Origin of the sequence: Streptomyces sp. SCL15-4 (assembly GCF_033366695.1) — a bacterium.
GTDB lineage: Bacteria > Actinomycetota > Actinomycetes > Streptomycetales > Streptomycetaceae > Streptomyces.
The window spans coordinates 3,397,804-3,421,626 of record NZ_JAOBTQ010000001.1 but is presented as its reverse complement, the minus strand read 5'-3'; the positions used below and the strand labels follow the sequence as shown (position 1 = coordinate 3,421,626).

Here is a 23,823-nt window from a genome sequence, read left to right as displayed (position 1 = left end):
GCGTTTCCCGGGCGACCGTCCGCCGCGCCACGTCTCCGCGCGGCGTTCTCCCGCGCGTCCGCCGCCGGCCGGCGCTCCCCGCGTGACCGGCGCCGGGCGACGGGGCATGGTGGAGGGGTACGCGTCGTTGCGCGGAGGCGGCCATGGCACGTGAGTCGGAATCGGGTCTGCCCATCGAGCCGGTCTACGGGCCGGCCGACCTGGCCGGCTGGGACCCGGAACGGAAACTGGGCGAACCGGGCGCGTACCCGTTCACCCGGGGCGTGTACCCGACCATGTACACCGGCCGCCCCTGGACCGTGCGCCAGTACGCCGGTTTCGGCACGGCGGCCGAGTCCAACGCCCGCTACCGGCAGCTCATCGCCCACGGCACCACGGGCCTGTCCGTCGCCTTCGACCTGCCCACCCAGATGGGCCACGACTCCGACGCGCCCCTGGCGCACGGCGAGGTCGGCAGGGTGGGCGTGGCCGTCGACTCGGTGGAGGACATGCGGGTGCTGTTCGACGGCATCCCGCTGGACCGGGTCTCCACCTCCATGACGATCAACGCCCCGGCGGCCCTGCTGCTGCTCCTCTACCAACTGGTCGCCGAGGAGCGGGGCATCGGCGCGGACCGGCTCACCGGCACGGTCCAGAACGACGTGCTGAAGGAGTACATCGCGCGCGGCACGTACATCTTCCCGCCCCGGCCGTCCCTGCGGCTGACGGCCGACATCTTCCGCTACTGCGCGAGCGAGATCCCGAAGTGGAACACGATCTCGGTCTCCGGCTACCACATGGCCGAGGCCGGCGCGTCCCCCGCGCAGGAGATCGCCTTCACGCTCGCCGACGGCATCGAGTACGTCCGTACGGCGGTGGCGGCCGGCATGGAGGTGGACGCCTTCGCGCCCCGCCTGTCCTTCTTCTTCGTGGCCCGTACGACGCTGCTGGAGGAGGTCGCCAAGTTCCGCGCGGCGCGCCGGATCTGGGCGCGGGTGATGCGCGAGGAGTTCGGCGCGCGCGACCCCCGGTCGTGGATGCTGCGTTTCCACACCCAGACGGCCGGGGTCCAGCTGACGGCCCAGCAGCCGGAGGTGAACCTGGTCCGGGTCGCCGTCCAGGCCCTGGCGGCCGTGTTCGGCGGCACCCAGTCCCTGCACACCAACTCCTTCGACGAGGCGATCGCGCTGCCCACGGAGAAGAGCGCGCGCCTCGCGCTGCGCACCCAGCAGGTGCTGGCCCACGAGACGGACGTGCCGGCGACGGTGGACCCCTTCGCGGGCTCCTACGCGGTGGAGCGGATGACGGACGACCTGGAGGAGGCCGCGCTGGACCTGATGCGGAGGGTGGAGGACGTCGGCGGCGCGGTCGCGGCGATCGAACAGGGCCTGCAGAAGGCCGAGATCGAGCGGAACGCGTACCGGATCGCGCGCGAGACCGAGTCCGGCGAGCGGGTGGTCGTCGGCGTCAACCGGTTCCGGCTCGACGAGGAGGAGCCGTACGCGTCCCTGCGGCTGGACCCGGCGATCGAGGCCCGGCAGGCCGAGCGCCTGGCCCGGCTGCGGGCCGGACGGGACCGGCGGGCGGTGGCGGCGGCGCTGGCCGCGCTGCGGAAGGCGGCCGAGGGGAAGGAGAGGGAGGCCAACGTCCTGTACCCGATGAAGGAGGCGCTGCGGGCCCGGGCGACGGTGGGGGAGGTGTGCGGGACGCTGCGGGAGGTCTGGGGCAGCCACGTACCGTCGGACGCGTTCTGAGCCGTCCGCCGCCCGCGCCGGGTCCCGTGCGGCCGGACCGAGCGGGTCCCGTTGTCGTACCCGCGTGCGACACTCCCCCCATGTTCGGTGTCATCGACCTCCCCACGTATCTCGCGGGCCTGCTCCTGATCGTCCTGCTGCCCGGCCCCAACTCCCTCTACGTCCTGTCCGTCGCCGCCCGCCGCGGCGTGCGGGCGGGATACACCGCGGCAGCGGGCGTGTGGTGCGGCGACACCGTGCTGATGACCCTGTCCGCCGCCGGGGTGGCCTCCCTGCTCCAGGCCAACGCCCTGCTGTTCGGCATCGTGAAGTACGCCGGCGCCGGCTATCTGTCCTGGCTGGCGATAGGGATGCTGCGGGCCGCGTGGCAGATGTGGCGGACCCGCCACCAGCCGTCCGCCGAGGAGACGGAGCCCGCGAGGACCGCCGACGAGCGCCCCTTCCGCCGGGCCCTCGTCGTCAGCCTCTTCAACCCCAAGGCGATCCTGTTCTTCGTCGCCTTCTTCGTCCAGTTCGTGGACCCGGGCTACGCCTACCCGGCCCTCTCCTTCGTCGTCCTCGGCACCTTCGCGCAGGTGGCCAGCTGTCTCTACCTCAGCGCCCTGATATTCGGCGGCACCCGCCTCGCCGCGGCCTTCCGCCGCCGCAAACGCCTCTCGGCCACGGCCACGTCGGCAGCGGGCGCGCTGTTCCTCGGGTTCGCGGTGAAGCTGTCACTGGCCAGCGCGTGACACCGCGGCCGGCCTTGGCGCAAACGGCGACCCGGTTCCTCACGGTGACCTGCGGGGAGCACCTGGTGGACGCGGGCCCTTCAGTGCCCTCTTCAGCCGGGGGCCGAATGGTTTCTCCACGAAGCGGTGGATCAGCCAGGCCAGAGCCAGCATGGCGGCGACCGTCGCCATCAGGGTCGGCCAGGGAGGCAGGCCGAGGGTGTGGCGCAGGACGCGGATGGCGAACCAGCCCAGGTGCTCGTGGACCAGATAGAAGGGGTACGTCAGGGCGCCCGCCGTGGCCAGCCACGGCCGGTCGGCCCGGCGGGTCCAGCCCAGGGCGACGGCGGCGACGGCGGCGAAGGCGAGGGTGACGATCAGCAGGACGACGTAGGGACTGCGCACCGGACCGTCGCCGGCGCCGTGGTGCCACAGGCCGCGGGCGGCGGTGTACTGGCCGAGCACCCAGGACGTGCCGACGAGGCCCCACGGCAGCAGGCCGCCGCCGAACCGGTGGACGAGGTACAGGGCGAGGCCGCCGATGAAGAACGGGGCGTAGTCGGGCATGACCAGCTGTTCGAGGAGGTCGTTGCCGGTGGTCCGGCAGAGTGCCGCCGCCAGCGTCCAGCCCGCACAGAACAGCACCACCCGGCGGTAGCTCACCCCGCGTACGACGACCAGCAGGGCGAACAGCGCGTAGAAGCGGACCTCCGCCCAGAGCGTCCAGCACACGCCGAGCACACGCGGCGCGCCCATCGGCTGCTGGAGCATCGTCAGGTTGACCAGGAACTCGTCCGGCCGTACGGCGCGGACGACGGCCGGCAGGGCGAGGGACGCGGCGGTGACCAGCACCAGCGCGGCCCAGTAGGCGGGGTAGAGGCGGGCGGCCCGGGAGCGGAAGAAGTCGCCGAGGGTGCGGCCCCAACTGCTCATGCAGATGACGAAACCGCTGATGACGAAGAAGAACTGCACGCCCAGACAGCCGTAGACGGCCACCTGGGACAGGACCGGGAAGAGCCGGGAAGGTGCCTGGTGCCAGGACTCGGAGACCGTGCCGCCGCGTCCGGCGTAGTGGTAGAGGCAGACCGTCAGCGCGGCCAGCAGCCGCAGTCCGTCCAGCGCGAGCAGCCGGCTGTGGCGTGCGCCGGGGACGGGGCGGGCGTCGGGGGAGGGGACGGTGGTTCTCTCCGGCGCGGGAGCGGGAGAGGGAGCGGTGGGCAGCGAAGCAGACATGGTGTCCGGCGCCTACCCGACCCCGCGCCAGGCATCAGGGAATTGGTGTGAATATCCCCGGCGGGAGCGATCGTCTGGGCGTCACTTGGACGAAAGACAGATGTAAAGAAGCGGGCCCGCGCACGGACCCGCCTCTTGTGATCAGGAACGGTCAGCGGCGTACAGCCCGGCGCAGATTGCGCGCCTTGCGGGCCACGCGGCGGACCGTGGCGTTGCGCGGAATGAACGCCATCTGGACGGGCAGCCCGCCCGGCAGCGCCAGCGCGGTCAGCCGCCTGCGCTTGAAGTAGCGCAGTATCCCGTCGTTCAGATGCGCGGTGAGGTACGCCTCGGTCTCCTCGCGCAGCCTCGGCAGGATCTTCGGCTGCATCGCGAAGCCGACCGCGCGCACCAGCCCGCCCAGCGCCGTCACGTCCATCCGCCGGCGCTGCCCGGTGACCGCCGCCGGGTCGGCCAGGTCGGGCACCAGCGCGTCGACGATGGTGACGGGGACGCGGTTGCTGTTCTCGAACGGCGTCAGCCGCTCCAGCAGCAACTCCGTGCCGACCCGCGCGACGGGCAGGTGGTACAGCGCGGAGGCGGTCAGCAGCGCGGTGGAGAAGCAGCCGACGACCAGCGCCGGGCGCATCCGCTGGTACAGCACCTCGGCCAGGACCGGCGTGCCGAGCACGGTCAGGTCGACACCGAGCTTCTCCGCCTCCTCCTCCAGGGAGCGGGTGAAGCGGGCCGGGGCGGAGGGGTGCGGCTTGAACACCACCCGCTTGTGGCCGAGCCGGACCGCGCCCCGCACCATCCGCACATGCAGGTCCTCCTCCTCCTCGGCGGTGAGGATGTCCAGCGCGGACAGGTACTGGCCCAGCAGCAGCGCCGGCTCCTCCACCTGCGGCAGGTCACCGCCAAAGGGCGCCAGGTCGGCCAGCGCCTTGAGGACGGCGGGCGTCGGGACCGTCTCGCCGGGCACGCCGAACTCGGTGAGCAGCAGCGGTTCCAGACCCGGCACCAGATCGAGGTGGAGCACGCGGTCCACGCGGGTGCCGACCAGCGGGTCGATCTTGTTACGGGTGGGGCCGTAGCTCATCAGGCCGTCCGCGTAGACCGTGACCGGGGCGCCGGTGAAGATCTGCGCGAGCGCGAGCGACGGGTTCACCTGGATCGACTCGACCGCCAACTGCACGTCGTCGTCGCCGAGCCGCCACTCGTGCCGCAGGAACCGTTCCCACAGCGGCATGTCGTCCACGCGGGGCGACCAGCCGCCCGGATGGAAGGGGAAGATGGTCTCGTTGTACGAGATCACGTCGTCGAAGCGGTCGCGCAGCCGCTCGAAGCCGGGCATCGCGTCCAGCGCGGGCGTCGTCTCGGGCGTGGCCGCGTTGTTGCAGACCAGCAGGATCCGCCGGTCGGCGGGCCCGAAGCAGCCGGAGTCCAGTGCGGCGGCGAGCGTGGCCGTGCCGTACAGCGTCGACGCCTGGAAGATCTGGGTGGTCACGCGGCGGCCCCCGCGGCGACGGAACGGCGGCGCAGCCGGCGCAGCTTGGTGGCGCGCTGCAGGTCCATCGAGTCCAGCGCCTCGTCCAGCACGGCCTGCGGCATGCGCCGCAGCGCTGCGGCGCTCATGGATGTCAGCTTCTTCGCCACCGTCGGCTCGAACCTTTCGATGGATCCCAGGTGATGGGAGATGATCGCGCAGTACGTGCGCACCGCCTTCGGCAGCAGCGCGTCGGCGTCCGGGTCCGCGGCGGTCTCCGCGATCACCTGGTCGAAGGCGCGGATGAAGTCCAGTTGCCGGACATCGCCGATCTGGGTGAGGGACGAGGCGACCCCGCGCCGGTAGAACACCCCGAGCAGATTGACCACGGCGAAGGACTCCGCCTCGCGGTGCAGCTTCCAGATCCACGGCCGGTCCTCGGCCGTGCGCAGCCCGTCGGTGAAGTGCAGCAGTCCCCGGTCCAGCAGCCGCCGGTGGTAGATGCCCGCCCACGCGAACGCGTAGTCGACCGAGGTCGAACGGTCGGCGGGCAGGATCACCTGCCGAGGCTCCAGCACCACGTTGCGCCGGCCCACCGGCACCCGGTGCACACTGCGCGCCCGCGCGGTGCACTGCACGTGGTCGGTGCGCAGGAAGTCGCAGCCCAGGCCCTCGATGGCGGCCAGCAGCCGCTCGTAATAGCCGGGCGCGAGCCAGTCGTCACCGTCCAGGAAGGTCACGTACTCGCCGCGCGCCCGGTCTATTCCGGTGTTACGGGCGGTGGCGAGCCCCCCGTTCTGCTCGTGCCGGACCAGTACCGCCCCGGGCAGTTCCCGTTCCGCGCGCGCGAGAATGTCTGGTGTCCCGTCGCGCGAACAGTCGTCGACGAGAATGAATTCGAAGTCGTCACGCGTGTTCGCACTGAGGCTCCTCAGTGTGTCCGGCGCGTATTGCTGCACGTTGTAGAACGGCACGATGACGGAGAGCTTGACCACGTCAGGGACGTTAGGGCGCGGCCCGTCATTCGTCTTGACGACTTCCTTGATACCAGGTGAACGAAGCATGGCTAAGTCGTTAACCAGGCCTGTTTCAGGGCCGATCGCGCCTCGATTCGCCTTCCGTCGGTGTGCTGTTAACCGTTTGTTGTATTCCGGTTGGGCGGTTCCTCTCCCACGCTTCCTAGCGTCTTGGACGTGCCAGCAAGTGCTACGAAGTCCCTGCGGGTCGCCGTCCTCGCGGATTCCGACACCCGGTGGAAGTGGGGCGCGCTCACCGCGCGCCGGATCACTCCCGCGGCTGCCGAGGTCCGGCTCGACGGCTACCTCCTGCGCGGGCGCGCCACGCCGACCGCCCGCCAGCTGGCGGAGGTCGGCGTCCCGGCGGACTCCCTGCGCGAGGTCACCGGCGTCGAATTCCTGCGCGAGATGGGCGAGTCGGCTCCCGACGTCCTCGTCCTCGCCCTGGTCGGCGGCGGCGTCCAGGCGATGCTGCACGGGCTGCGCGCCGCGTGGGGCTCCGGACAGCGGCCCGTGGTCGTCACCGGCTATGTCGGCGTCGTCTACGAGAAGCTCGCCGACGGACTGCTGCTGCGGCACGGCGCGGACCTCGTCCTCGCCAACTCGGCCCACGACGCGGACCGTTTCCGGGCCGTGTACGAGGGCGTGGGCGCCGACGCCTCCGCGGTCACCGAGGTCGCGCTGCCCTTCCTCGGCGGGGCGCCGTACACCGGCGGACACGACCCGTACACCGTGGTGTTCGCCGCCCAGCCGTCCGTGCCGGACAACCGCCGGGACCGCGCCTACCTGCTGGACCGCCTCGTCGAGCACGCCCGCCGCCACCCCGAGCGCGAGGTGCTGCTCAAGCTGCGCTCCAAGCCCGGCGAACACACCACCCACATCGAGGAACTGCCGTACCAGAAGCTGGTCCAGGGCAAGGACCTGCCCGCCAACTTCCGGCTGGTGTACGGCCACATGGGCGAGGTGCTGGACCGCACCGACCTGCTGGTCACGGTCAGCTCCACCGCCGCCCTGGAGGCCCTGCACCGCCGTATCCCGACGGCCGTCCTCACCGACCTCGGAGTGCGCGAGGCGCTCGGCAACCACCATTTCACCGGCTCCGGCTGCCTCGCCTCCTGGGAGCAGCTCGACGCGGGCCACCGGCCGGTGCCCGACGAGGAGTGGGTGGCCCGGCAGGGCGTGGCCGCCGACGGCTCGTACGCCACCGCCTTCGACGCGGCCCGCGAACGCATCGCGAGGCTGCTCGACCGGCCCGGCGGGCTGCCGCCCCTGACTCCCTACTACACCCCCGAGACCGCGCCCGGCTATCTGCCCGGCATCCTCGCCCGCCACCACCTCGGCCCCGACGGCGCCCCGCTGCCCGGCGCGCCCGCCGCCGACAAGTCGCCCGGCCCCGTCCGGCAGATCGTCCGCCGCGCCGCCCGCGGCGCCTACCGGCACGGCGTCCAGCGGGTCGCCCCCGTGATCCGGCGGATGGGCGAGCTGTGACCTCATCGCAAGGAGTAGAGCCCATGTCCCACTCGGAAGCGGACCCGGGCGCCTCGGTCCGCCGGGTGCTCGCCGTCATCCCCGCGCGCGGCGGCTCCAAGGGCGTGCCCGCGAAGAACCTTGCCCCCGTCGGCGGTGTCCCGCTGGTGGCGCGCGCGGTGCGCGAGTGCCGGGCCACCCGGCTGGTGACCGACGTCGTCGTGTCCACCGACGACCACGCCATCGCCGCCGCCGCCCGGGAGGCCGGCGCCGAGGTCGTGCTGCGGCCCGCCGCGATCGCCGGGGACACCGCCACCTCGGAGGCCGCCGTCCGGCACGCCATGGACACCCACGAGGCGCTGCACGGCGCGGCCGTCGACGCGGTCCTGCTCGTGCAGTGCACCAGCCCCTTCCTGCTCCGGGAGGACATCGACGGGGTGGCCGCCGCGGTCGTCGAGCACGGCGCCGATACCGCCGTCACCGTGGCCCCCTTCCACGGCTTCGTCTGGCGCGACGGCGACACCGAGGCCGAGGGCGGGGCGGGCGTCAACCACGACAAGTCCTACCGCCCGCGCCGCCAGGACCGCCCCCAGGACTTCCTGGAGACCGGCGCCGCCTACGCCATGGACGCGGCCGGCTTCCGCGCGCACGGCCACCGCTTCTTCGGCCGCACCGAGCTGGTCCGCACCGACCCCGCCCGGGTGCTGGAGATCGACGACCCGCACGACCTGGCCCGGGCCCGCGCCCTCGCGCCGCTCTTCGACGCGGACCGTCCCGGCGCGCTGCCGACCGCCGCCGACGTGGACGCGGTCGTACTGGACTTCGACGGCACCCAGACCGACGACCGGGTGCTGATCGACTCCGACGGACGGGAGTTCGTCGCCGTGCACCGCGGTGACGGCCTCGGCATCGCGGCCCTCCGCAGGAGCGGCCTGAAGCTGCTGATCCTGTCCACGGAACGGAACCCGGTCGTCGCCGCCCGCGCACGCAAGCTCGACATCCCCGTGCTGCACGGCATCGACCGCAAAGACCTCGCGCTGAAGCAGTGGTGCGAGGAGCAGGGCATCGCGCCGGAGCGCGTGCTCTACGCCGGCAACGACGTCAACGACCTGCCGTGCTTCGCCCTCGTGGGCTGGCCCGTGGCGGTCGCGAGCGCTCATGACGTCGTGCGCGGCGCCGCACGCGCGGTCACCACCGTCCCCGGCGGTGACGGCGCGATCCGAGAGATCGCCAGCTGGATCCTCGGCCCCTCTCTCGATTCCCTCCCCAAGTAAGGACACCCCCTGATGAGCACCCACTCCCGTCTGCGCACCTTCGGTACGCGCGAGGTCGGCCCCGGCAAGCCCGTCTACATCTGCGGCGAGATCGGCATCAACCACAACGGTGAGCTGGAGAACGCCTTCAAGCTGATCGACGTGGCCGCCGAGGCCGGCTGTGACGCCGTGAAGTTCCAGAAGCGCACCCCGGAGATCTGCACCCCCCGCGACCAGTGGGACATCGAGCGCGACACCCCGTGGGGCCGGATGACCTACATCGACTACCGCCACCGGGTGGAGTTCGGCGAGGACGAGTACCGGCAGATCGACGCGTACTGCAAGGAGAAGGGGATCGACTGGTTCGCCTCCCCGTGGGACACCGAGGCCGTCGCCTTCCTGGAGAAGTTCGACCTGCCCGCCCACAAGGTCGCGTCCGCGTCCCTGACCGACGACGAGCTGCTGCGCGCCCTGCGCGCGACCGGCCGCACGGTCATCCTCTCCACCGGCATGTCCACGCCGAAGCAGATCCGCCACGCGGTGGAGGTCCTCGGCAGCGACAACATCCTGCTCTGCCACGCCACCTCCACCTACCCGGCCAAGGCCGACGAGCTGAACCTCCGCGTGATCAACACGCTGGAGAAGGAGTACCCGAACGTCCCGATCGGGTACTCCGGCCACGAGACCGGCCTGCAGACCACCCTCGCCGCGGTCGCGCTCGGGGCGACCTTCGTCGAGCGCCACATCACCCTGGACCGCGCCATGTGGGGCTCCGACCAGGCCGCCTCCGTGGAGCCGCAGGGCCTCACCCGCCTGGTCCGCGACATCCGCACCATCGAGGCCTCCCTCGGCGACGGCGTCAAGAAGGTCTACGACTCCGAGATGGGCCCGATGAAGAAGCTGCGCCGGGTCACCGGGGTCGTCGCCGAGGCGGAGATCGCCGCGGCGGCCGGCGAGCCGGTCACGGTGTGAATCCAGGTCACTGACGACGGGACGGTCGTACGCCGAATGAGCCCCCGCGCCGGTCAGGCCGGCCACACCGCCCGCACGCTCGCCTTCGTGGAGAGCCCGGTACAGCTGCTGAACGTACTGGAGTGGGCACACCTGCACGGCCGGGAAGCGGCCGTCCCGCCGAGTGCGCGGGAGGGGGGCCCCGCCGCGCCGCCGGGTCACGACGGCGCGGACCCGGGCAGGGCGACCGGCCCGGACGGCACCGCCCCGGCCGCGGCGGCCGGCTCCGGCACCGCCCCGGCCGCGGCGGCCCGGCCGGGCGGCGCCGACGCCGCCACGGCCTTCATGCCGGCGCAGGCCCCGACGCCCGCACCGGCCGGCCCCGGGCCCGCCGTGCCCCCGCAGTCCCGGCGGGCTGCCGTCCGGCGGGCGGCGGGGGACGGGACGGCGGCCGGTGCGGACCTCACCGTCGTCGTGCTGTCCCCGACCGACCCCATGACCCGGGGCCAGCTGCGCCGCATGGCCGACCTGGCCCGGGACGAGGGGTACCGGGTGCGCTGGGAGGAGGCGCGGGGCGGCACGACCGCGCCCTTCCACACCATCGGCGGGCTGGCGGGCGCCCTGCGCCGGGCCCGCCGCATCGTCATGGGAGACCCCTTCTCCCGCTACGTCCAGCTGCTGCTGACGATCACCCGGGCCAAGGACCTGGTCGTGGTCGACGACGGCACCGCGACGATGGAGTTCGTCGCCCAGCTGGCCCGGGGCGAACGCCTGGTCCGCTGGCACCGCAAGGGCGGCCGGCCCGGCGCGCGCGACCTGCTGTTCGCGCCGGTCTCCTCCTCCGCCCGGCGCCGCCTCACCCCGAGCGCCGGGCGGCGCGTCGAGGTGTTCTCCTCCATGCCGGTGTCGGAGATCCCGGACGGGGTCACCGTCACCGCCAACGACTTCGCCTGGACCCGCGCCCGCTTCGGGCCGCCCGTCGTCACCGCAGGCGCGGACATGGTCGGCACCTCCCTGGTGGAGACCGGAGTGGTGGACGGCGAGCGTTATCTGGAGGCGGTCCGCGCGCTGGCCAGGGCCCACGGCGCCACCCGCTACTTCGCGCACCGCCGCGAGAGCCCCGACAAGCTGCGCCGGCTGGCCGCCGAGACGGGCCTGGAGATAGTGCGTCCGGAACTCCCGCTGGAGCTGGTCGCCCGGCGCGGCCCCGTAGGCCGGACCATCCTCAGCTTCCCCTCCACGGTCGTCCACACCCTCCCGCTGGCCCTGGCCGGCACCGGGGTGCGGGTGGCGGTGTGCGACATCGACCCGGCCTGGCTCACGGACACCGCCTCACCGCGCGCCCAGGGCTTCCTGTCCGGCGTGACCGGCACGGCCCGCGACGTGCACCGACTGGCGACGGTGACGAGCCCGGCGTAGCGGAGCCGGCGGGTCCGTTCGCGGATATCGCGCGCGTGATCCCGTCGAGGCGTGGTATGCGTGGAAGGAGAGAAGCAGAGGGTTTACCCGCCAGAGTCCGCAGCCATGCGTCCGCCGGTCAGATTTACGTCCCCTAACGGACTGAAGTTTCGTCATTCCGGGGGTAGTTGAACGGTGGGCGTTCTACCCTTCAGAGGGTGAAGCAATTGATGTCCCTAGAGTCCGAGTCCGGCCTTTCGGGGGATGTGCTCCCCGGCGTGCTGAGCGAGTCCCTGCACGCCGAACTCGTCGCCTTCCGGCGCGACTTGCACATGCATCCCGAGCTTGGCAACCAGGAGTTCCGTACGACCGCCGCGATCAAGGAGCGGCTGGAGCAAGCCGGGCTCAGGCCCCGTGTGCTCGGCACCGGCACCGGACTCGTCTGTGACATCGGGCTCGCGGAGGGTGAGCGGTCCAAGGTGCCGCTGCTCGCGCTGCGCGCCGACATCGACGCGCTGCCCATCCCGGACACCAAGGACGGCTGCGCGTACCGCTCGACCGTGCCGGACCGGGCCCACGCCTGCGGTCACGACGTGCACACCACCGTCGTCCTCGGCACCGGGCTGGTCCTCGCCGACCTGCACGCCAAGGGCCTGCTGCCGCGTCCGGTGCGGTTGATCTTCCAGCCCGCCGAGGAGGTGTTGCCCGGCGGGGCCCTGGCCTCCATCGACGACGGCGCGCTGAGCGGGGTCGGCCGGATCCTCGCCGTGCACTGCGACCCCAGGGTGGAGGCCGGGAAGATCGGGCTGCGGCACGGGCCGATCACCAGCGCCTGCGACTGCCTGGAGGTGGCCCTCGACGGCCCCGGCGGGCACACCGCCCGCCCGCACCTGACCACCGACCTGGTCACCGCCGCCGCCCGGGTGGCCGTCGACGTGCCCGCGCTGATCGCCCGCCGGGTCGACACCCGGGCCGGCCTCGCCCTCACCTGGGGCCGGATCGAGTCCGGACACGCCCCGAACGTGGTCCCGCAGCACGCGGAGCTGTCCGGGACGGTGCGCTGCCTGGACCTGGAGACCTGGCGGGAGGCCCCGGACGTCGTGCACGCGGCCATCGACGAGGTCGCCACCCTGCACCGGGCCAAGTCCGAGATCACCTATGTGCGCGGAGTGCCGCCGGTCGTCAACGACCGGGAGACCACCGAGCTGCTGCGCCGGGCCATGGTCGCCCGGCGCGGCACGAAGTCGGTGGAGAGCACCCAGCAGAGCCTCGGCGGCGAGGACTTCTCCTGGTACCTGGAGCACGTCCCGGGCGCGCTGGCCCGGCTCGGCGTGTGCCGGCCCGGCGAGCACCGGATCCGCGACCTGCACCAAGGCGACTTCGACGCCGACGAGCACGCGATCACGGTGGGCGTGGAGATGTTCACCGCCGCCGCCTTCCTGGATTCCACGACGGACCAGGACTGACCGGGGCGGCCGGGGCCGCCGGGGGAGGCCGTGCGGCCGGTGCGGAAGGGGGCCGTGCGGCCGGCGCGCAGGGATGTCCGGACGGCTCCGGAGCCGTTCCCCCCTCCGGCGCAACACGGATCCGAGCCATTCGCACACGGTCGGCGACACGGTCGGTATACGACCGGGAGTCCGAGTTCAGGTGGTGTTTGCCTCGAATCGATAACGGCTTCGCGAGAGGGTTTTTTGCGACATCTACGCGCGTTACGATGCCGCGAAGCCGACGCCGAACGGGCGACTCGGCCGGAGCACTGACATGGTGCTCCCATCAAGCGCCGACATGGCGCTCAGGTCAGGTGAAGGAGCCTTCCCGTGCGCCGGGTAGCCAAGCTTTCTGCTGCGTGTATCGCGTCCGCAGCTCTCGCCGTGACTGCCACTGCCTGTGGCAGCACGTCCTCCGAGAAGGAGTCCCCCTCGTCCTCCGCCGGCGGCGGCAAGGGCGTCAAGGTCGGCCTCGCCTTCGATGTCGGCGGCCGTGGCGACCGGTCCTTCAACGACTCCGCCGCGCGCGGTGCCGACAAGGCGAAGAAGGAGTTCGGCGGCGAGATCAAGGAGCTGACCGCCAAGACCTCGGACACCGAGGCCGACCGCGAGCAGCGCCTCTCGGACCTGGCGGAGGCCGGCTACAACCCGATCGTCGGCATCGGCTACGCCTACGCCGCCTCCATGACCAAGGTCGCCGCGAAGTACCCGAAGACCAGCTTCGGCATCGTCGACTCGGTCGTGAACGGCGACAACGTCGACAGCATCACCTTCACCGAGGAGCAGGGCTCCTACCTGGCCGGTGTCGCCGCCGCGCTGAAGAGCAAGTCGAAGCACGTCGGCTTCATCGGCGGTGTCGACGTCCCGCTGATCAAGAAGTTCGAGGCGGGCTACGTCCAGGGCGTCAAGGACACCGACCCGAAGATCAAGGTCGACACGCAGTACCTGTCCCACGGCTCGGACACCTCCGGCTTCGCCAGCCCCGACAAGGGCAAGGAGGCCGCGCAGGGCATGCTGGACAACGGCGCCGACGTCGTCTACACGGCGGCCGGCTCCTCCGGCAACGGCGCCATCGAGGCCGTCGCCGGCAAGAAGGGCGCCTGGGCGATAGGCGTGGACTCGGACCAGTACAACGTCCCGGGTCTGGCCAAGTACAAGAACGCGATCCTGACCTCGATGGTCAAGAACGTGGACCTCGGCGTGTACGACTTCGTCAAGTCCGTCCGCGACGACAAGCCGCTGAGCGGCACCCACACCTACGCCCTCGCCCAGGACGGCGTGAAGCTCTCCCCGAGCGGTGGCTTCATCGACGACATCCAGGCCAAGCTGGACGCGGCGAAGAAGAAGATCGTCGACGGCTCCATCAAGGTCAAGACCACTCCGTGACCTGAGGGGTCCGCTCGGACCCGGGCTCGGCGCGGGGGCCTCCCCAGCCCCCCGCCGGGCCATAACAATGTGTCAACTCTACGCGTGTAGCGCGGAGTTGGCGCGCTAGCGTCGCCGACGCCCTGCCCCCTCCCCGCAGCCTCTTTCCCCGAGGAGAGTGCGCCATCAACGCGTCCAGCCCGCCCGCTGCCGTCGAACTGCGCGGCATCACCAAGCGTTTCCCCGGCGTCGTCGCCAACCGCGACATCGACATCACCGTACGCACGGGCACCGTCCACGCCCTGTGCGGTGAGAACGGCGCCGGCAAGTCCACCCTGATGAAGATCCTCTACGGCATGCAGCAGCCGGACGAGGGCACCATCACGGTCAATGGCGAGCAGGTCGTCCTGCACAACCCCGGCGACGCCATCGCCCGCGGCATCGGCATGGTGCACCAGCACTTCATGCTCGCCGACAACCTCACCGTGCTGGAGAACGTCGTCCTCGGCGCGGAGAAGCTGTACGGCATCGGGGGCCGGGCCCGCGCCCGCATCAAGGAGATCTCGGACGCGTACAGCCTGAACGTCCGGCCCGACGTCCTCGTGGAGGAGCTGGGCGTCGCCGACCGCCAGCGCGTGGAGATCCTCAAGGTCCTCTACCGCGGCGCCCGCACCCTCATCCTCGACGAGCCGACCGCCGTGCTCGTGCCGCAGGAGGTCGACGCGCTCTTCGACAACCTGCGCGAGCTGAAGGCCGAGGGCCTCACCGTCATCTTCATCTCCCACAAGCTGGGCGAGGTGCTGTCGGTCGCCGACGAGATCACCGTCATCCGGCGCGGCACCACCGTCGGCACGGCCGACCCGCGCACCACCACCCCCAAGCAGCTCGCCGAGCTGATGGTCGGCAGCGAGCTGCCCACGCCGGACACCGAGGAGTCCACCGTCACGGACGTCCCCATGCTGACGCTGGACGGCCTGCACCTGACGCAGACCGGCCTCGACGGCATCGAGCGGGTCATCCTGGACGAGATCTCCTTCACCATCCGCAAGGGCGAGGTCCTCGGCATCGCCGGCGTGGAGGGCAACGGCCAGTCCGAGCTGGTCGAGGCGATCATGGGCATGCGGCAGCCCGACGCCGGCGTCGTCACGCTCGACGGCGCGGACATCTCCGGCGCGGCCACCCGTGACCGCCGCCTGGCCGGCATCGGCTACATCCCCGAGGACCGCCACCGCCACGGCCTGCTGCTGGAAGCGCCGCTGTGGGAGAACCGCATCCTCGGCCACGTCAGCGAGAAGCCCAACTCGCGCGGCGCGCTGCTCGACATCAAGGCGGCCCGCGCCGACACCGAGCGGATCGTGAAGTCGTACGACGTCCGCACCCCTGGCATCGACGTGACCGCGGCCTCGCTGTCCGGCGGCAACCAGCAGAAGCTGATCGTCGGCCGCGAGATGAGCCACCACCCCAAGCTGCTCATCGCCGCCCACCCCACCCGCGGTGTGGACGTCGGCGCGCAGGCCGCCATCTGGGACTACATCCGCGAGGCCCGCCGCGAGGGCCTGGCCGTGCTGCTGATCTCCGCCGACCTCGACGAGCTGATCGGCCTCTCCGACACCCTGCGGGTGATGTACCGGGGCCGTCTGGTCGCCGACGCCGACCCCGCCACCATCACCCCCGAAGAGCTGGGCTCCGCCATGACGGGTGCGGCCACCGGCCACCTGGAGCACACAGAGGACGACGAGCGATGAACAAGCTGACCTCACGCATCGACAAGGAGCGGCTGGCCCTCGGCATCGCCGCGCCGCTGCTGGCGGTCGTCGCCGCGCTCGTCGTCACCGCCCTGGTGATCCTCGCGACCGGCAAGAACCCCGGCGCAGCGTTCAGCGACATGATGACCTACGGCTTCGCCAGCGACAGCCAGGTCTACATCCTGAACAAGGCCACGACGTACTACCTGGCCGGTATCGCGGTCGCCGTCGGCTTCCGGATGAACCTGTTCAACATCGGTGTCGACGGCCAGTACCGGCTCGCCGCGTTCATCGCCGCCGTCCTCGGCGGCGCGCTGGCCGTGCCCGGCTGGATCGCCATCCCGCTGATCATGATCTGCGCCATGGCGACCGGCGCCCTGTGGGCGGCCATCGCCGGTGTGCTGAAGGTGACCCGCGGCGTCAGCGAGGTCATCGCGACCATCATGCTGAACTCCATCGCCACCGCCGTCATCGGCTATCTGCTCCAGCCCGAGCGGCTCGGCGAACTCCAGCAGGGCGGCACCCTGGTCTCCACCGAGCCGCTGCCGTCGTCCTCGTTCTTCTTCAGCATCGACACCGGCCCGGCCGGCGTGCTGGACGGCTTCATCGTCGTCGCCGTGATCGTCGGCCTCGCCTACTGGTTCGTGCTCGGCCGCACCCGGTTCGGCTTCGACCTGCGCACCGTCGGCCAGTCCGAGAGCGCCGCCGCCGCGAGCGGTGTGTCGGTGAAGAAGATGGTCGCCACCAGCATGATCATCTCGGGTGCGGTGGCCGGTCTGATCGGCATGCCGACCCTGCTCAACGAGAGCCACCAGTACGACAACAGCTTCCCCACCGGGATCGGCTTCACCGGCATCGCCATCGCGCTGCTCGGCCGCAACAACCCGATCGGCATCGCGCTCGGCGCCCTGCTCTGGGGCTTCCTGGAGCGCACCACCAACCACCTGGAGTTCCAGGGCTACGACAAGGAGATCCTCGGCGTGATCCAGGGCGTCATCGTCCTGTGCGTCGTGATCGCCTACGAGGTCGTCCGACGCTACGGCCTCAAGCGCCAGCAGCAGCGGGTCGGCGCGGAACTCGCCGCCCAGGCCGCCGCCGCCCCGACGAAGAAGCAGGAGGTGGCGTGATGACTGCCACGATGACCGACACGCCGCCGCCCGCGGCGCCCAAGGCGCCCGGCGCGCCTCAGCGCACGGGCCGCTCGCTCGGCCGGATCCTCGTGATCGTCGCCGGCGCCCTGCTGCTCCTCGCGGCCGTCCGCATGATCACCGACTCCCAGCAGCTGGACTCCTCCGGCCAGGTCGCCGCCGCGCTCGGCCTGGCCGTGCCGATCGGCCTCGCCGGACTCGCGGGCCTGTGGTCCGAGCGGGCCGGCGTGGTCAACATCGGCCTCGAAGGCATGATGATCCTCGGCACCTTCGGCGCCGGCTGGGTCGGCTGGCAGTCCAGCCCCTGGCTCGGCCTGCTGTGCGGCATCGGCTTCGGTGTCCTCGGCGGCCTGGTGCACGCCGTCGCCACCATCACCTTCGGTGTCGACCACATCGTCTCCGGTGTCGCCGTCAACCTGCTCGCGCTCGGCGCCACCCAGTACCTCGCCAAGCTGTTCTTCGCCGACGGCGACGCCGCCCAGGGAGGCGGCAACCCCAAGCAGTCGCCGCCCGCGGACTCGCTGCCCGACATCACCGTCCCCGGTCTGTCGGACGGCCTCGCCTCCATCGAGAAGCACCACTGGTTCCTGGTCTCCGACCTCGCCGGCATCATCGGCGGCCTGGTCACCAACCTGTCCGTGATCACCATCGTGGCGGTGCTGCTGTTCGTCGGCAGCTGGTGGCTGCTGTGGCGCACGCCGTTCGGGCTGCGGCTGCGCTCCTGCGGCGAGAACCCAGTCGCCGCGGAGTCCCTCGGCGTCAACGTCTACCGGTACAAGTACGCGGCCGTCGCCGTCTCCGGCGGCCTCGCCGGCCTCGGCGGCGCGTTCCTCGCGCTGGTCACCTCGCACACCTATCTGGAGGGCCAGACCGCGGGCCGCGGCTACATCGGTCTCGCCGCCATGATCTTCGGCAACTGGCGGCCCGGCGGGCTGGCCATGGGCGCGGGCCTGTTCGGCTACTCCGACGCCCTCCAACTGCGCAACGGCGGTGTCACCGTGCACGCGCTGCTGCTGCTCCTGGTCGTCCTGCTCGCGCTGCTGGCCGGCTGGAAGCTGTACAAGAAGGCCGTGGTCCAGGGCGTGGTCAGCGCCGTCACGGCCGCGCTGGTGCTGGTCTGGTACCTGCTCACCGACGAGGTCCCGAGCGACTTCGTGGGCGCCACGCCGTACGTCGTCACACTGCTCGTGCTGTCGCTGTCCGCGCAGCGGCTGCGGATGCCCAAGGCGGACGGCATGCGCTACCGGAAGGGCCAGGGCAAGTGACCCGCGAGGAGGACACCTTCGACTGGGAGCCGCTGCGCGCCCGGGCACGGGAGGCCATGGCCCACGCCTACGCCCCCTACTCGGGCTATCCGGTCGGGGTCGCGGCCCTGGTCGACGACGGCCGCACGGTCACCGGCTGCAACGTCGAGAACGCCTCCTACGGCCTCGGCCTGTGCGCCGAGTGCGGCCTGGTCTCCGAGCTCCAGCGCACCGGCGGCGGCCGGCTGACGCACTTCACCTGCGTCGACGGCACCGGCGCCCCGCTGGTCCCGTGCGGCCGCTGCCGCCAGCTGCTCTACGAGTTCGGCGGCCCGGACCTGCTCCTGGACACCCCGGCCGGCGTACTCCCGCTCTCCGAGATGCTGCCCCAGGCCTTCGGCCCGGACCATCTCACCCAGTAACGCCGTGCGGCCCCCCTGCCTCGTCCGCAGGGGGGCCGCACACTTCGCACCTCCGGAAGGAAGCCCCAGCCATGGCCATGGACGCCATCTCCGTCATCCGCACCAAGCGGGACCGCGGCGAGCTGACCGACCAGCAGATCGACTGGGTCATCGACGCGTACACCCGTGGCGAGGTCGCCGACGAGCAGATGTCCGCGCTCGCCATGGCGATCCTGCTGAACGGCATGAACCGCCGCGAGATCGCCCGCTGGACGGCGGCCATGATCGCCTCCGGCGAGCGCATGGACTTCTCTGCGCTGTCCCGCCCGACCGCCGACAAGCACTCCACGGGCGGCGTCGGCGACAAGATCACCCTGCCGCTGGCCCCGCTCGTCGCGGCCTGCGGCGCCGCCGTCCCGCAGCTCTCCGGCCGGGGCCTCGGCCACACCGGCGGCACCCTGGACAAGCTGGAGTCGATCCCCGGCTGGCGCGCGCTGCTCTCCAACGAGGAGATGCTGGACGTCCTCGACACCACCGGCGCGGTGATCTGCGCGGCGGGCGACGGCCTGGCCCCCGCGGACAAGAAGCTCTACGCGCTCCGTGACGTGACCGGCACGGTGGAAGCCATCCCGCTGATCGCCTCCTCGATCATGTCCAAGAAGATCGCCGAGGGCACCGGCTCGCTGGTGCTGGACGTGAAGGTCGGCTCGGGCGCCTTCATGAAGACCATCGAGGACGCCCGCGAACTGGCGTCCACGATGGTCGGCCTCGGCACCGACCACGGCGTGAGGACGGTCGCGCTGCTGACGGACATGGCCACCCCGCTCGGTCTTACGGCCGGCAACGCCCTGGAGGTCCGCGAGTCCGTGGAGGTCCTGGCCGGCGGCGGCCCCGCGGACGTGGTGGAGCTGACGCTCGCGCTGGCCCGCGAGATGCTGGACGCCGCCGGACTGAAGGACGCCGACCCCGCGAAGGCGCTGGCCGACGGCTCGGCGATGGACGTCTGGCGCCGGATGATCGCGGCCCAGGGCGGCGACCCGGACGCCCCGCTGCCCACGTCGAAGGAGCAGCACGTGGTGAAGGCGCCGTCCACCGGCGTCCTGACCCGCCTCGACGCCTACGACATCGGCATCGCCGCCTGGCGCCTGGGCGCCGGCCGCGCCCGCAAGGAGGACCCGGTGCAGGCGGCGGCGGGCGTGGAGCTCCACGCCAGGCCGGGCGACCGGGTGACCGAGGGCCAGCCCCTGCTGACCCTCCACACCGACACCCCGGAGCGCTTCGAGTACGCCCTCCAGGCGGTGGCGGGTTCGTACGACATCGCGGCGCCGGGCACGGACTTCCAGGCCACGCCGGTGGTCCTGGAGCGCATCGCCTGACCTGCGATGTCCTCGTGCGGGTGGCGGGACCGGCGGACGGCGCACCGGTCCCGCCGCCCGGCGGGGGCGGGCGGAAGGCCGTCAGCCGGCCGCGATGAGTTCCGGCCGTCCCGGCGGTCTATCCGCACGTGGATGCCAAGACGCCCGCCGTCGTGCTCGTGCTGACCGGACCCGTCCGCCGGGAGGAGGTGGCGGGGTGGTGTGCCGTCGTGCGGGAAGCGCTGGCGGGCGGCGGAGGCGGGATCGTCGTGTGCGACGTGGGCGGACTCGGGCCGCCGGGACTGGCGGCCGTCGACCTGCTCGCGAGGCTGGAGCTGACCGCCCGCCGGGCCGGCGGGCGGATACGGCTGCGCGACGCCGATCCGGCGCTAGGCGCGCTGCTGGAGCTGGTCGGACTGCGCTTCCAGACGGAGGGGCAGGCCGAAGAGCGGGAACCAGCGCTGGGTGTCGAGGAAGCAGTGGAAACCGGTGATCCGCCCGGCTGAGATCTCCAGCACCTGCACCGCCCACGGCGTGAACCCGCCGTTCTCCTCGTCCGGCTTGTAGTGCGCGAACGCCGGCAGCCCGTTGGCCTGGACCGGCACCAGCCGGGACCCGGCGCAGGAGGCGCCGATGGTCAGCATGAAACCGGTGATGTCCGAGGTGCCGCGCAGCCACAGGTCGAACGGCGGCATCGTCATGATGGCGTCCTCGTGCAGCAGCGCCGTCAGCGCCGCCATGTCGTAGCCCTCGAACGCCTTGACGTACCGCTCCAGCAGCTTGCGCTGCTCCTCGTCCAGCGGATCGGACACCGCCCCCTCGGCCCCCGACTCCGCGCGCTCCGCGAGCGTGGCCCGGGCCCGCTGCAACGCGCTGTTCACCGACGCCACCGAGGTCTCCAGCAGCTCGGCCACCTCGCTCGCCTTCCACGCGAGCACCTCGCGCAGGATCAGCACCGCCCGTTGCTTGGGCGGCAGCTGCTGGAGCGCCGCCATGAAGGCCAGCCGCACCGACTCCTTGGCGACCGCCGCCTCCGCCGGGTCCGCCACGGCCGGCAGCACCCGGGCGTCCGGCATCGGCTCCAGCCAGGTGTGATCCGGGCGCGGCACGAGCGCGGCCTGCGCGAGCGGCGTCGACTCCGTCAGATCCATCGGCCGGGCCCGCTTGTTGCCCGCCGACAGCATGTCCAGGCACACGTTCGTCGCGATCCGGTACAGCCACGACCTGAGCGAGGAGCGGCCCTCGAACTTCTCGTGGCTCCGCCAGGCCCGTACCAGGGTGTCCTGGACCGCGTCCTCGGCCTCGAAGGAGGAGCCCAGCATCCGGTAGCAGTACCCCGTCAGCTCGGTCCGGTGCTTCTCCAGCGTGGCATCGAGATCCGCCGTCGCCGTTCCGTCGCCCATCGTCCACCCACCCCTGCGGCCGTTCCGGTGGCGCACTGTCGCGCCCCAGCACCTCGGAAGCTACCGCAGCCCACCGACAATGGCCGCCGGAGCCGGAAAATGCCGGCCACCCCGGTTCAGCGCGCGGGCGCCTGTGCCGGATGGACGGCCGTCCGCCGCGCCGCCACGGAGCCGAGCACGGTGATCGCCACCACGCCCAGCACCGCCAGCAGGCCGACGCCGACCGTGCCCGTCCAGCCGCCCGAGCGGAAGGCCAGCGCGCCGACCGTGCTGCCCGCGCTGGAGCCGATGTAGTACGCGGACTGGTACAGCGCCGAGGCCTGGGCGCGGCCGTGCGTGGCCGTCTTGCCGACCGCGGAGGAGGCCACCGCGTGCCCGGCGAAGAAGCCCGCCGTGATCAGCACCAGGCCCAGCAGGACCAGCGGCAGCAGCGCGGCCAGCGACAGCAGCAGGCCCGCCGCCGTCGTACCGCCCGCCAGGTACAGCGCGCCGCGGCGGCCGAACCGGCCCACCAGCCGGCCCGCGCCCGACGCGGAGACCGTGCCCACCAGGTACACCAGGAAGATCGAGCCCACGATGCCCTGCGGCAGCCCGAACGGCGCCGCCGTCAGCCGGTAGCCGATCACCGTGTAGACCCCGCCGAACACCGTCATGAACAGCGCGCCGATCGCGTACAGGCGGCGCAGCAGCGGGTCGGCGAGGTGGCCGCGGACCGTGCCGAGGAGCACCCGGGGTCGCAGCGAGCCGGGCGTGAAGTGGCGCGGCGCGGGCAGCAGCAGCCGGAACGCCACCGCGCACGCGACCGCGAGGGCGCCGATGACGCCGACCGAGACCCGCCAGCCCCACTCCTGCGCGACCCAGCCGGTGATCACCCGGCCGCTCATGCCGCCGACACTGTTGCCCGCCACGAACAGCCCGATGGCGGTGACCAGCGCCTTCGGCCGGACCTCCTCGGCCAGATAGGCCGTCGCCGAGGCCGGCAGCCCGGCCAGCGCCGCGCCCTGCACGCCCCGCAGCACCACCAGCGCGCCGAGGGACGGCGCGAAGGGCACCAGCAGTCCGACGGTGACGGCGACGGCCAGCGACGCCGTCATCACCGTACGGCGCCCGAACCGCTCCGACAGGGCGCTCATGGGCAGCACGAACAGGGCCAGTCCGCCGGTCGCCGCCGCCACCGTCCAGCTCGCCTCGCTCGCCGCGACCCCGAACTCCCCGGAGATCAGCGGCAGCAGGGCCTGGGTGGAGTACAGCAGGGCGAAGGTCGCGACGCCGGCGAGGAAGAGGGCGAGGCTCATCCGGCGGTAGCCGGGGCCGCCCGGAGTCATACGGGAGTCGGAGCCGGTGACGTCGGAGCCGGAGGAGTCGGGGACGGGAACGGACGGTACGGCGCCCACGGCGGTGGACGCCCCGGTACTGGCGGGAGACATACCCCGACCGTAGGAGCGGTGCGGTTCATGCGTCCAATGCATGGAACGGCCATAATCGTTCCCATGGCGCATCAGCACAGCTCACGGCCTCGGCTGTCATCGTTCGGTGACACAGAAGACATGGCGCTGTCGCTCGCGCCACGCCTCGCCTACTTCGCCGGGGTGGCCCGCACCGAGCATGTCACCCGGGCCGCGCAGGAGATGAACGTCCCGCAGTCCACGCTCTCGCGCGCCATGGCCCGCCTGGAACGGGACCTCGGCGTCGACCTGTTCGCCCGGCACGGCCGCTCGGTCTCCCTGACCACCGCCGGCCGCACGTTCCTCGCCTCCGCCGAGCGGGCCCTCGCCGAGATCGAACGGGCCGCCGAGGAGGTCCGCGCGGACGCCGACCCGGCCACCGGCAAGGTCGCCTTCGGCTTCCTGCACACCATGGGCGCCGAGACCGTCCCCGGCCTGCTGCACGCCTTCCGCGCCGACCATCCGCGCATCCGCTTCAGCCTGGTCCAGAACTACGGCGAGGCGATGCTGGAGCGGCTGCGCGCCGGTGAACTGGACCTCTGCCTGACCTCGCCGGTGCCCGACGCCCCCGATCTGGTCGCCCGCCGCCTCGACGAGCAGAAGCTGCGCCTGGTCGTCCCCGCGGACCACCGGCTGGCCGCCCGCCGCCGCGTCCGCCTGGCCGAGGCGGCGGAGGAGACCTTCGTGACCCTGGAACCCAACTACGGTCTGCGCCGCATCACCGACGACCTCTGCCGCCAGGCGGGCTTCCGCCCGAGGATCGCCTTCGAGGGCGAGGAGGCCGAAACCCTGCGGGGGCTGGTGGCGGCCGGCCTCGGCGTGGCCCTCCTGCCCCCGCCGGCGGTCCCCCGCCCGGGCGTCGTGGAACTGACGGTCACGTCTCCCCGGGCGGCCCGCGAGATCGGCGTGGCCTGGCTGACGGACCGCCCGGACACCCCACCGGTGGCGGCGTTCAAGAAGTTCCTGCTGTCGAGACGGGGCAGTCTGCTGCCCACGTGAGGACC

At 72.2% G+C, this 23,823-nt stretch carries 20 protein-coding genes; 15 read left to right on the top strand and 5 right to left on the bottom strand.

Annotated features, from left to right (window positions below; genetic code table 11):
• Positions 1–143: 143 nt before the first annotated feature.
• Both SCK26_RS14655 and leuE read left to right on the top strand, forming a co-directional pair.
• Positions 144–1,733, top strand: coding sequence for a methylmalonyl-CoA mutase (locus SCK26_RS14655; RefSeq protein ID WP_318201763.1), 1,590 nt, complete (start codon positions 144–146; stop codon positions 1,731–1,733).
• 80 nt (positions 1,734–1,813) lie between these two features.
• Positions 1,814–2,464, top strand: a complete 651-nt coding sequence (gene leuE / locus SCK26_RS14650) for a leucine efflux protein LeuE (RefSeq protein WP_318201762.1) — start codon at positions 1,814–1,816, stop codon at positions 2,462–2,464.
• Positions 2,465–2,503: 39 nt separating this feature from the next.
• Here the strand turns inward: leuE and SCK26_RS14645 are convergent, their stop codons facing one another.
• The 3 genes from SCK26_RS14645 to SCK26_RS14635 form a co-directional block, all read right to left on the bottom strand.
• Complete coding sequence (locus SCK26_RS14645; protein WP_318201761.1) at positions 2,504–3,676, bottom strand: acyltransferase; 1,173 nt, start codon at positions 3,674–3,676, stop codon at positions 2,504–2,506.
• A gap of 151 nt (positions 3,677–3,827) precedes the next feature.
• Entirely contained in the window at positions 3,828–5,162 is a 1,335-nt protein-coding gene (locus SCK26_RS14640; RefSeq protein WP_318201760.1) for an alpha-2,8-polysialyltransferase family protein, read from the bottom strand.
• Positions 5,159–6,136: a glycosyltransferase family 2 protein gene (locus tag SCK26_RS14635; protein WP_318201759.1), complete on the bottom strand. Its 978-nt coding sequence runs from the start codon at positions 6,134–6,136 to the stop codon at positions 5,159–5,161. Before SCK26_RS14635 ends, SCK26_RS14640 begins: the two co-directional genes overlap by 4 nt.
• A 198-nt stretch (positions 6,137–6,334) precedes the next feature.
• Here SCK26_RS14635 and SCK26_RS14630 point away from each other — a divergent pair, with 198 nt between their 5' ends.
• The 12 genes from SCK26_RS14630 (at position 6,335) to SCK26_RS14575 (ending at position 20,477) form a co-directional block, all read left to right on the top strand.
• Positions 6,335–7,645, top strand: coding sequence for a DUF6716 putative glycosyltransferase (locus SCK26_RS14630; protein WP_318201758.1), 1,311 nt, complete (start codon positions 6,335–6,337; stop codon positions 7,643–7,645).
• Between the two features lie 23 nt (positions 7,646–7,668).
• Positions 7,669–8,898, top strand: coding sequence for an N-acylneuraminate cytidylyltransferase (locus SCK26_RS14625; protein WP_318201757.1), 1,230 nt, complete (start codon positions 7,669–7,671; stop codon positions 8,896–8,898).
• A gap of 12 nt (positions 8,899–8,910) precedes the next feature.
• A complete protein-coding gene (locus SCK26_RS14620) occupies positions 8,911–9,849 on the top strand; it encodes an N-acetylneuraminate synthase family protein (RefSeq protein WP_318201756.1) in 939 nt (312 codons plus the stop codon).
• 36 nt (positions 9,850–9,885) lie between these two features.
• Entirely contained in the window at positions 9,886–11,247 is a 1,362-nt protein-coding gene (locus SCK26_RS14615; RefSeq protein WP_318201755.1) for a hypothetical protein, read from the top strand.
• A 209-nt stretch (positions 11,248–11,456) separates the two neighbouring features.
• Entirely contained in the window at positions 11,457–12,692 is a 1,236-nt protein-coding gene (locus tag SCK26_RS14610; protein WP_318201754.1) for an amidohydrolase, read from the top strand.
• Positions 12,693–13,043: 351 nt separating this feature from the next.
• Positions 13,044–14,099 carry a BMP family ABC transporter substrate-binding protein gene (locus SCK26_RS14605; protein WP_318201753.1) on the top strand — a complete coding sequence of 352 codons (1,056 nt, stop codon included), beginning with the start codon at positions 13,044–13,046 and terminating at the stop codon, positions 14,097–14,099.
• Between the two features lie 164 nt (positions 14,100–14,263).
• Positions 14,264–15,823 (top strand): ABC transporter ATP-binding protein, encoded by a 1,560-nt coding sequence (locus SCK26_RS14600; RefSeq protein ID WP_318206012.1) that lies wholly within the window; start codon positions 14,264–14,266, stop codon positions 15,821–15,823.
• On the top strand, positions 15,820–16,950 hold the full coding sequence (locus tag SCK26_RS14595; protein WP_318201752.1) for an ABC transporter permease: 1,131 nt from the start codon (positions 15,820–15,822) through the stop codon (positions 16,948–16,950). Before SCK26_RS14600 ends, SCK26_RS14595 begins: the two co-directional genes overlap by 4 nt.
• Positions 16,950–18,236, top strand: coding sequence for an ABC transporter permease (locus tag SCK26_RS14590; protein ID WP_318201751.1), 1,287 nt, complete (start codon positions 16,950–16,952; stop codon positions 18,234–18,236). The genes SCK26_RS14595 and SCK26_RS14590 overlap by 1 nt, the downstream gene beginning before the upstream one ends.
• Positions 18,233–18,637, top strand: a complete 405-nt coding sequence (locus tag SCK26_RS14585; RefSeq protein ID WP_318201750.1) for a cytidine deaminase — start codon at positions 18,233–18,235, stop codon at positions 18,635–18,637. Before SCK26_RS14590 ends, SCK26_RS14585 begins: the two co-directional genes overlap by 4 nt.
• Before the next feature lie 77 nt (positions 18,638–18,714).
• Positions 18,715–19,992, top strand: a complete 1,278-nt coding sequence (locus SCK26_RS14580; RefSeq protein ID WP_318206011.1) for a thymidine phosphorylase — start codon at positions 18,715–18,717, stop codon at positions 19,990–19,992.
• Between the two features lie 128 nt (positions 19,993–20,120).
• On the top strand, positions 20,121–20,477 hold the full coding sequence (locus tag SCK26_RS14575; protein WP_318201749.1) for an STAS domain-containing protein: 357 nt from the start codon (positions 20,121–20,123) through the stop codon (positions 20,475–20,477).
• Here the strand turns inward: SCK26_RS14575 and SCK26_RS14570 are convergent.
• Both SCK26_RS14570 and SCK26_RS14565 read right to left on the bottom strand, forming a co-directional pair.
• A complete protein-coding gene (locus tag SCK26_RS14570; RefSeq protein ID WP_318201748.1) occupies positions 20,361–21,374 on the bottom strand; it encodes a sigma-70 family RNA polymerase sigma factor in 1,014 nt (337 codons plus the stop codon). The two genes, SCK26_RS14575 and SCK26_RS14570, sit on opposite strands and share 117 nt — an antisense overlap.
• 116 nt (positions 21,375–21,490) lie before the next feature.
• Positions 21,491–22,801 (bottom strand): MFS transporter, encoded by a 1,311-nt coding sequence (locus SCK26_RS14565; protein ID WP_318201747.1) that lies wholly within the window; start codon positions 22,799–22,801, stop codon positions 21,491–21,493.
• Between the two features lie 63 nt (positions 22,802–22,864).
• On the opposite strand from SCK26_RS14565, the gene SCK26_RS14560 reads away from it, so the two are divergent.
• Entirely contained in the window at positions 22,865–23,818 is a 954-nt protein-coding gene (locus tag SCK26_RS14560; protein ID WP_318201746.1) for a LysR family transcriptional regulator, read from the top strand.
• Positions 23,819–23,823: the final 5 nt, after the last annotated feature.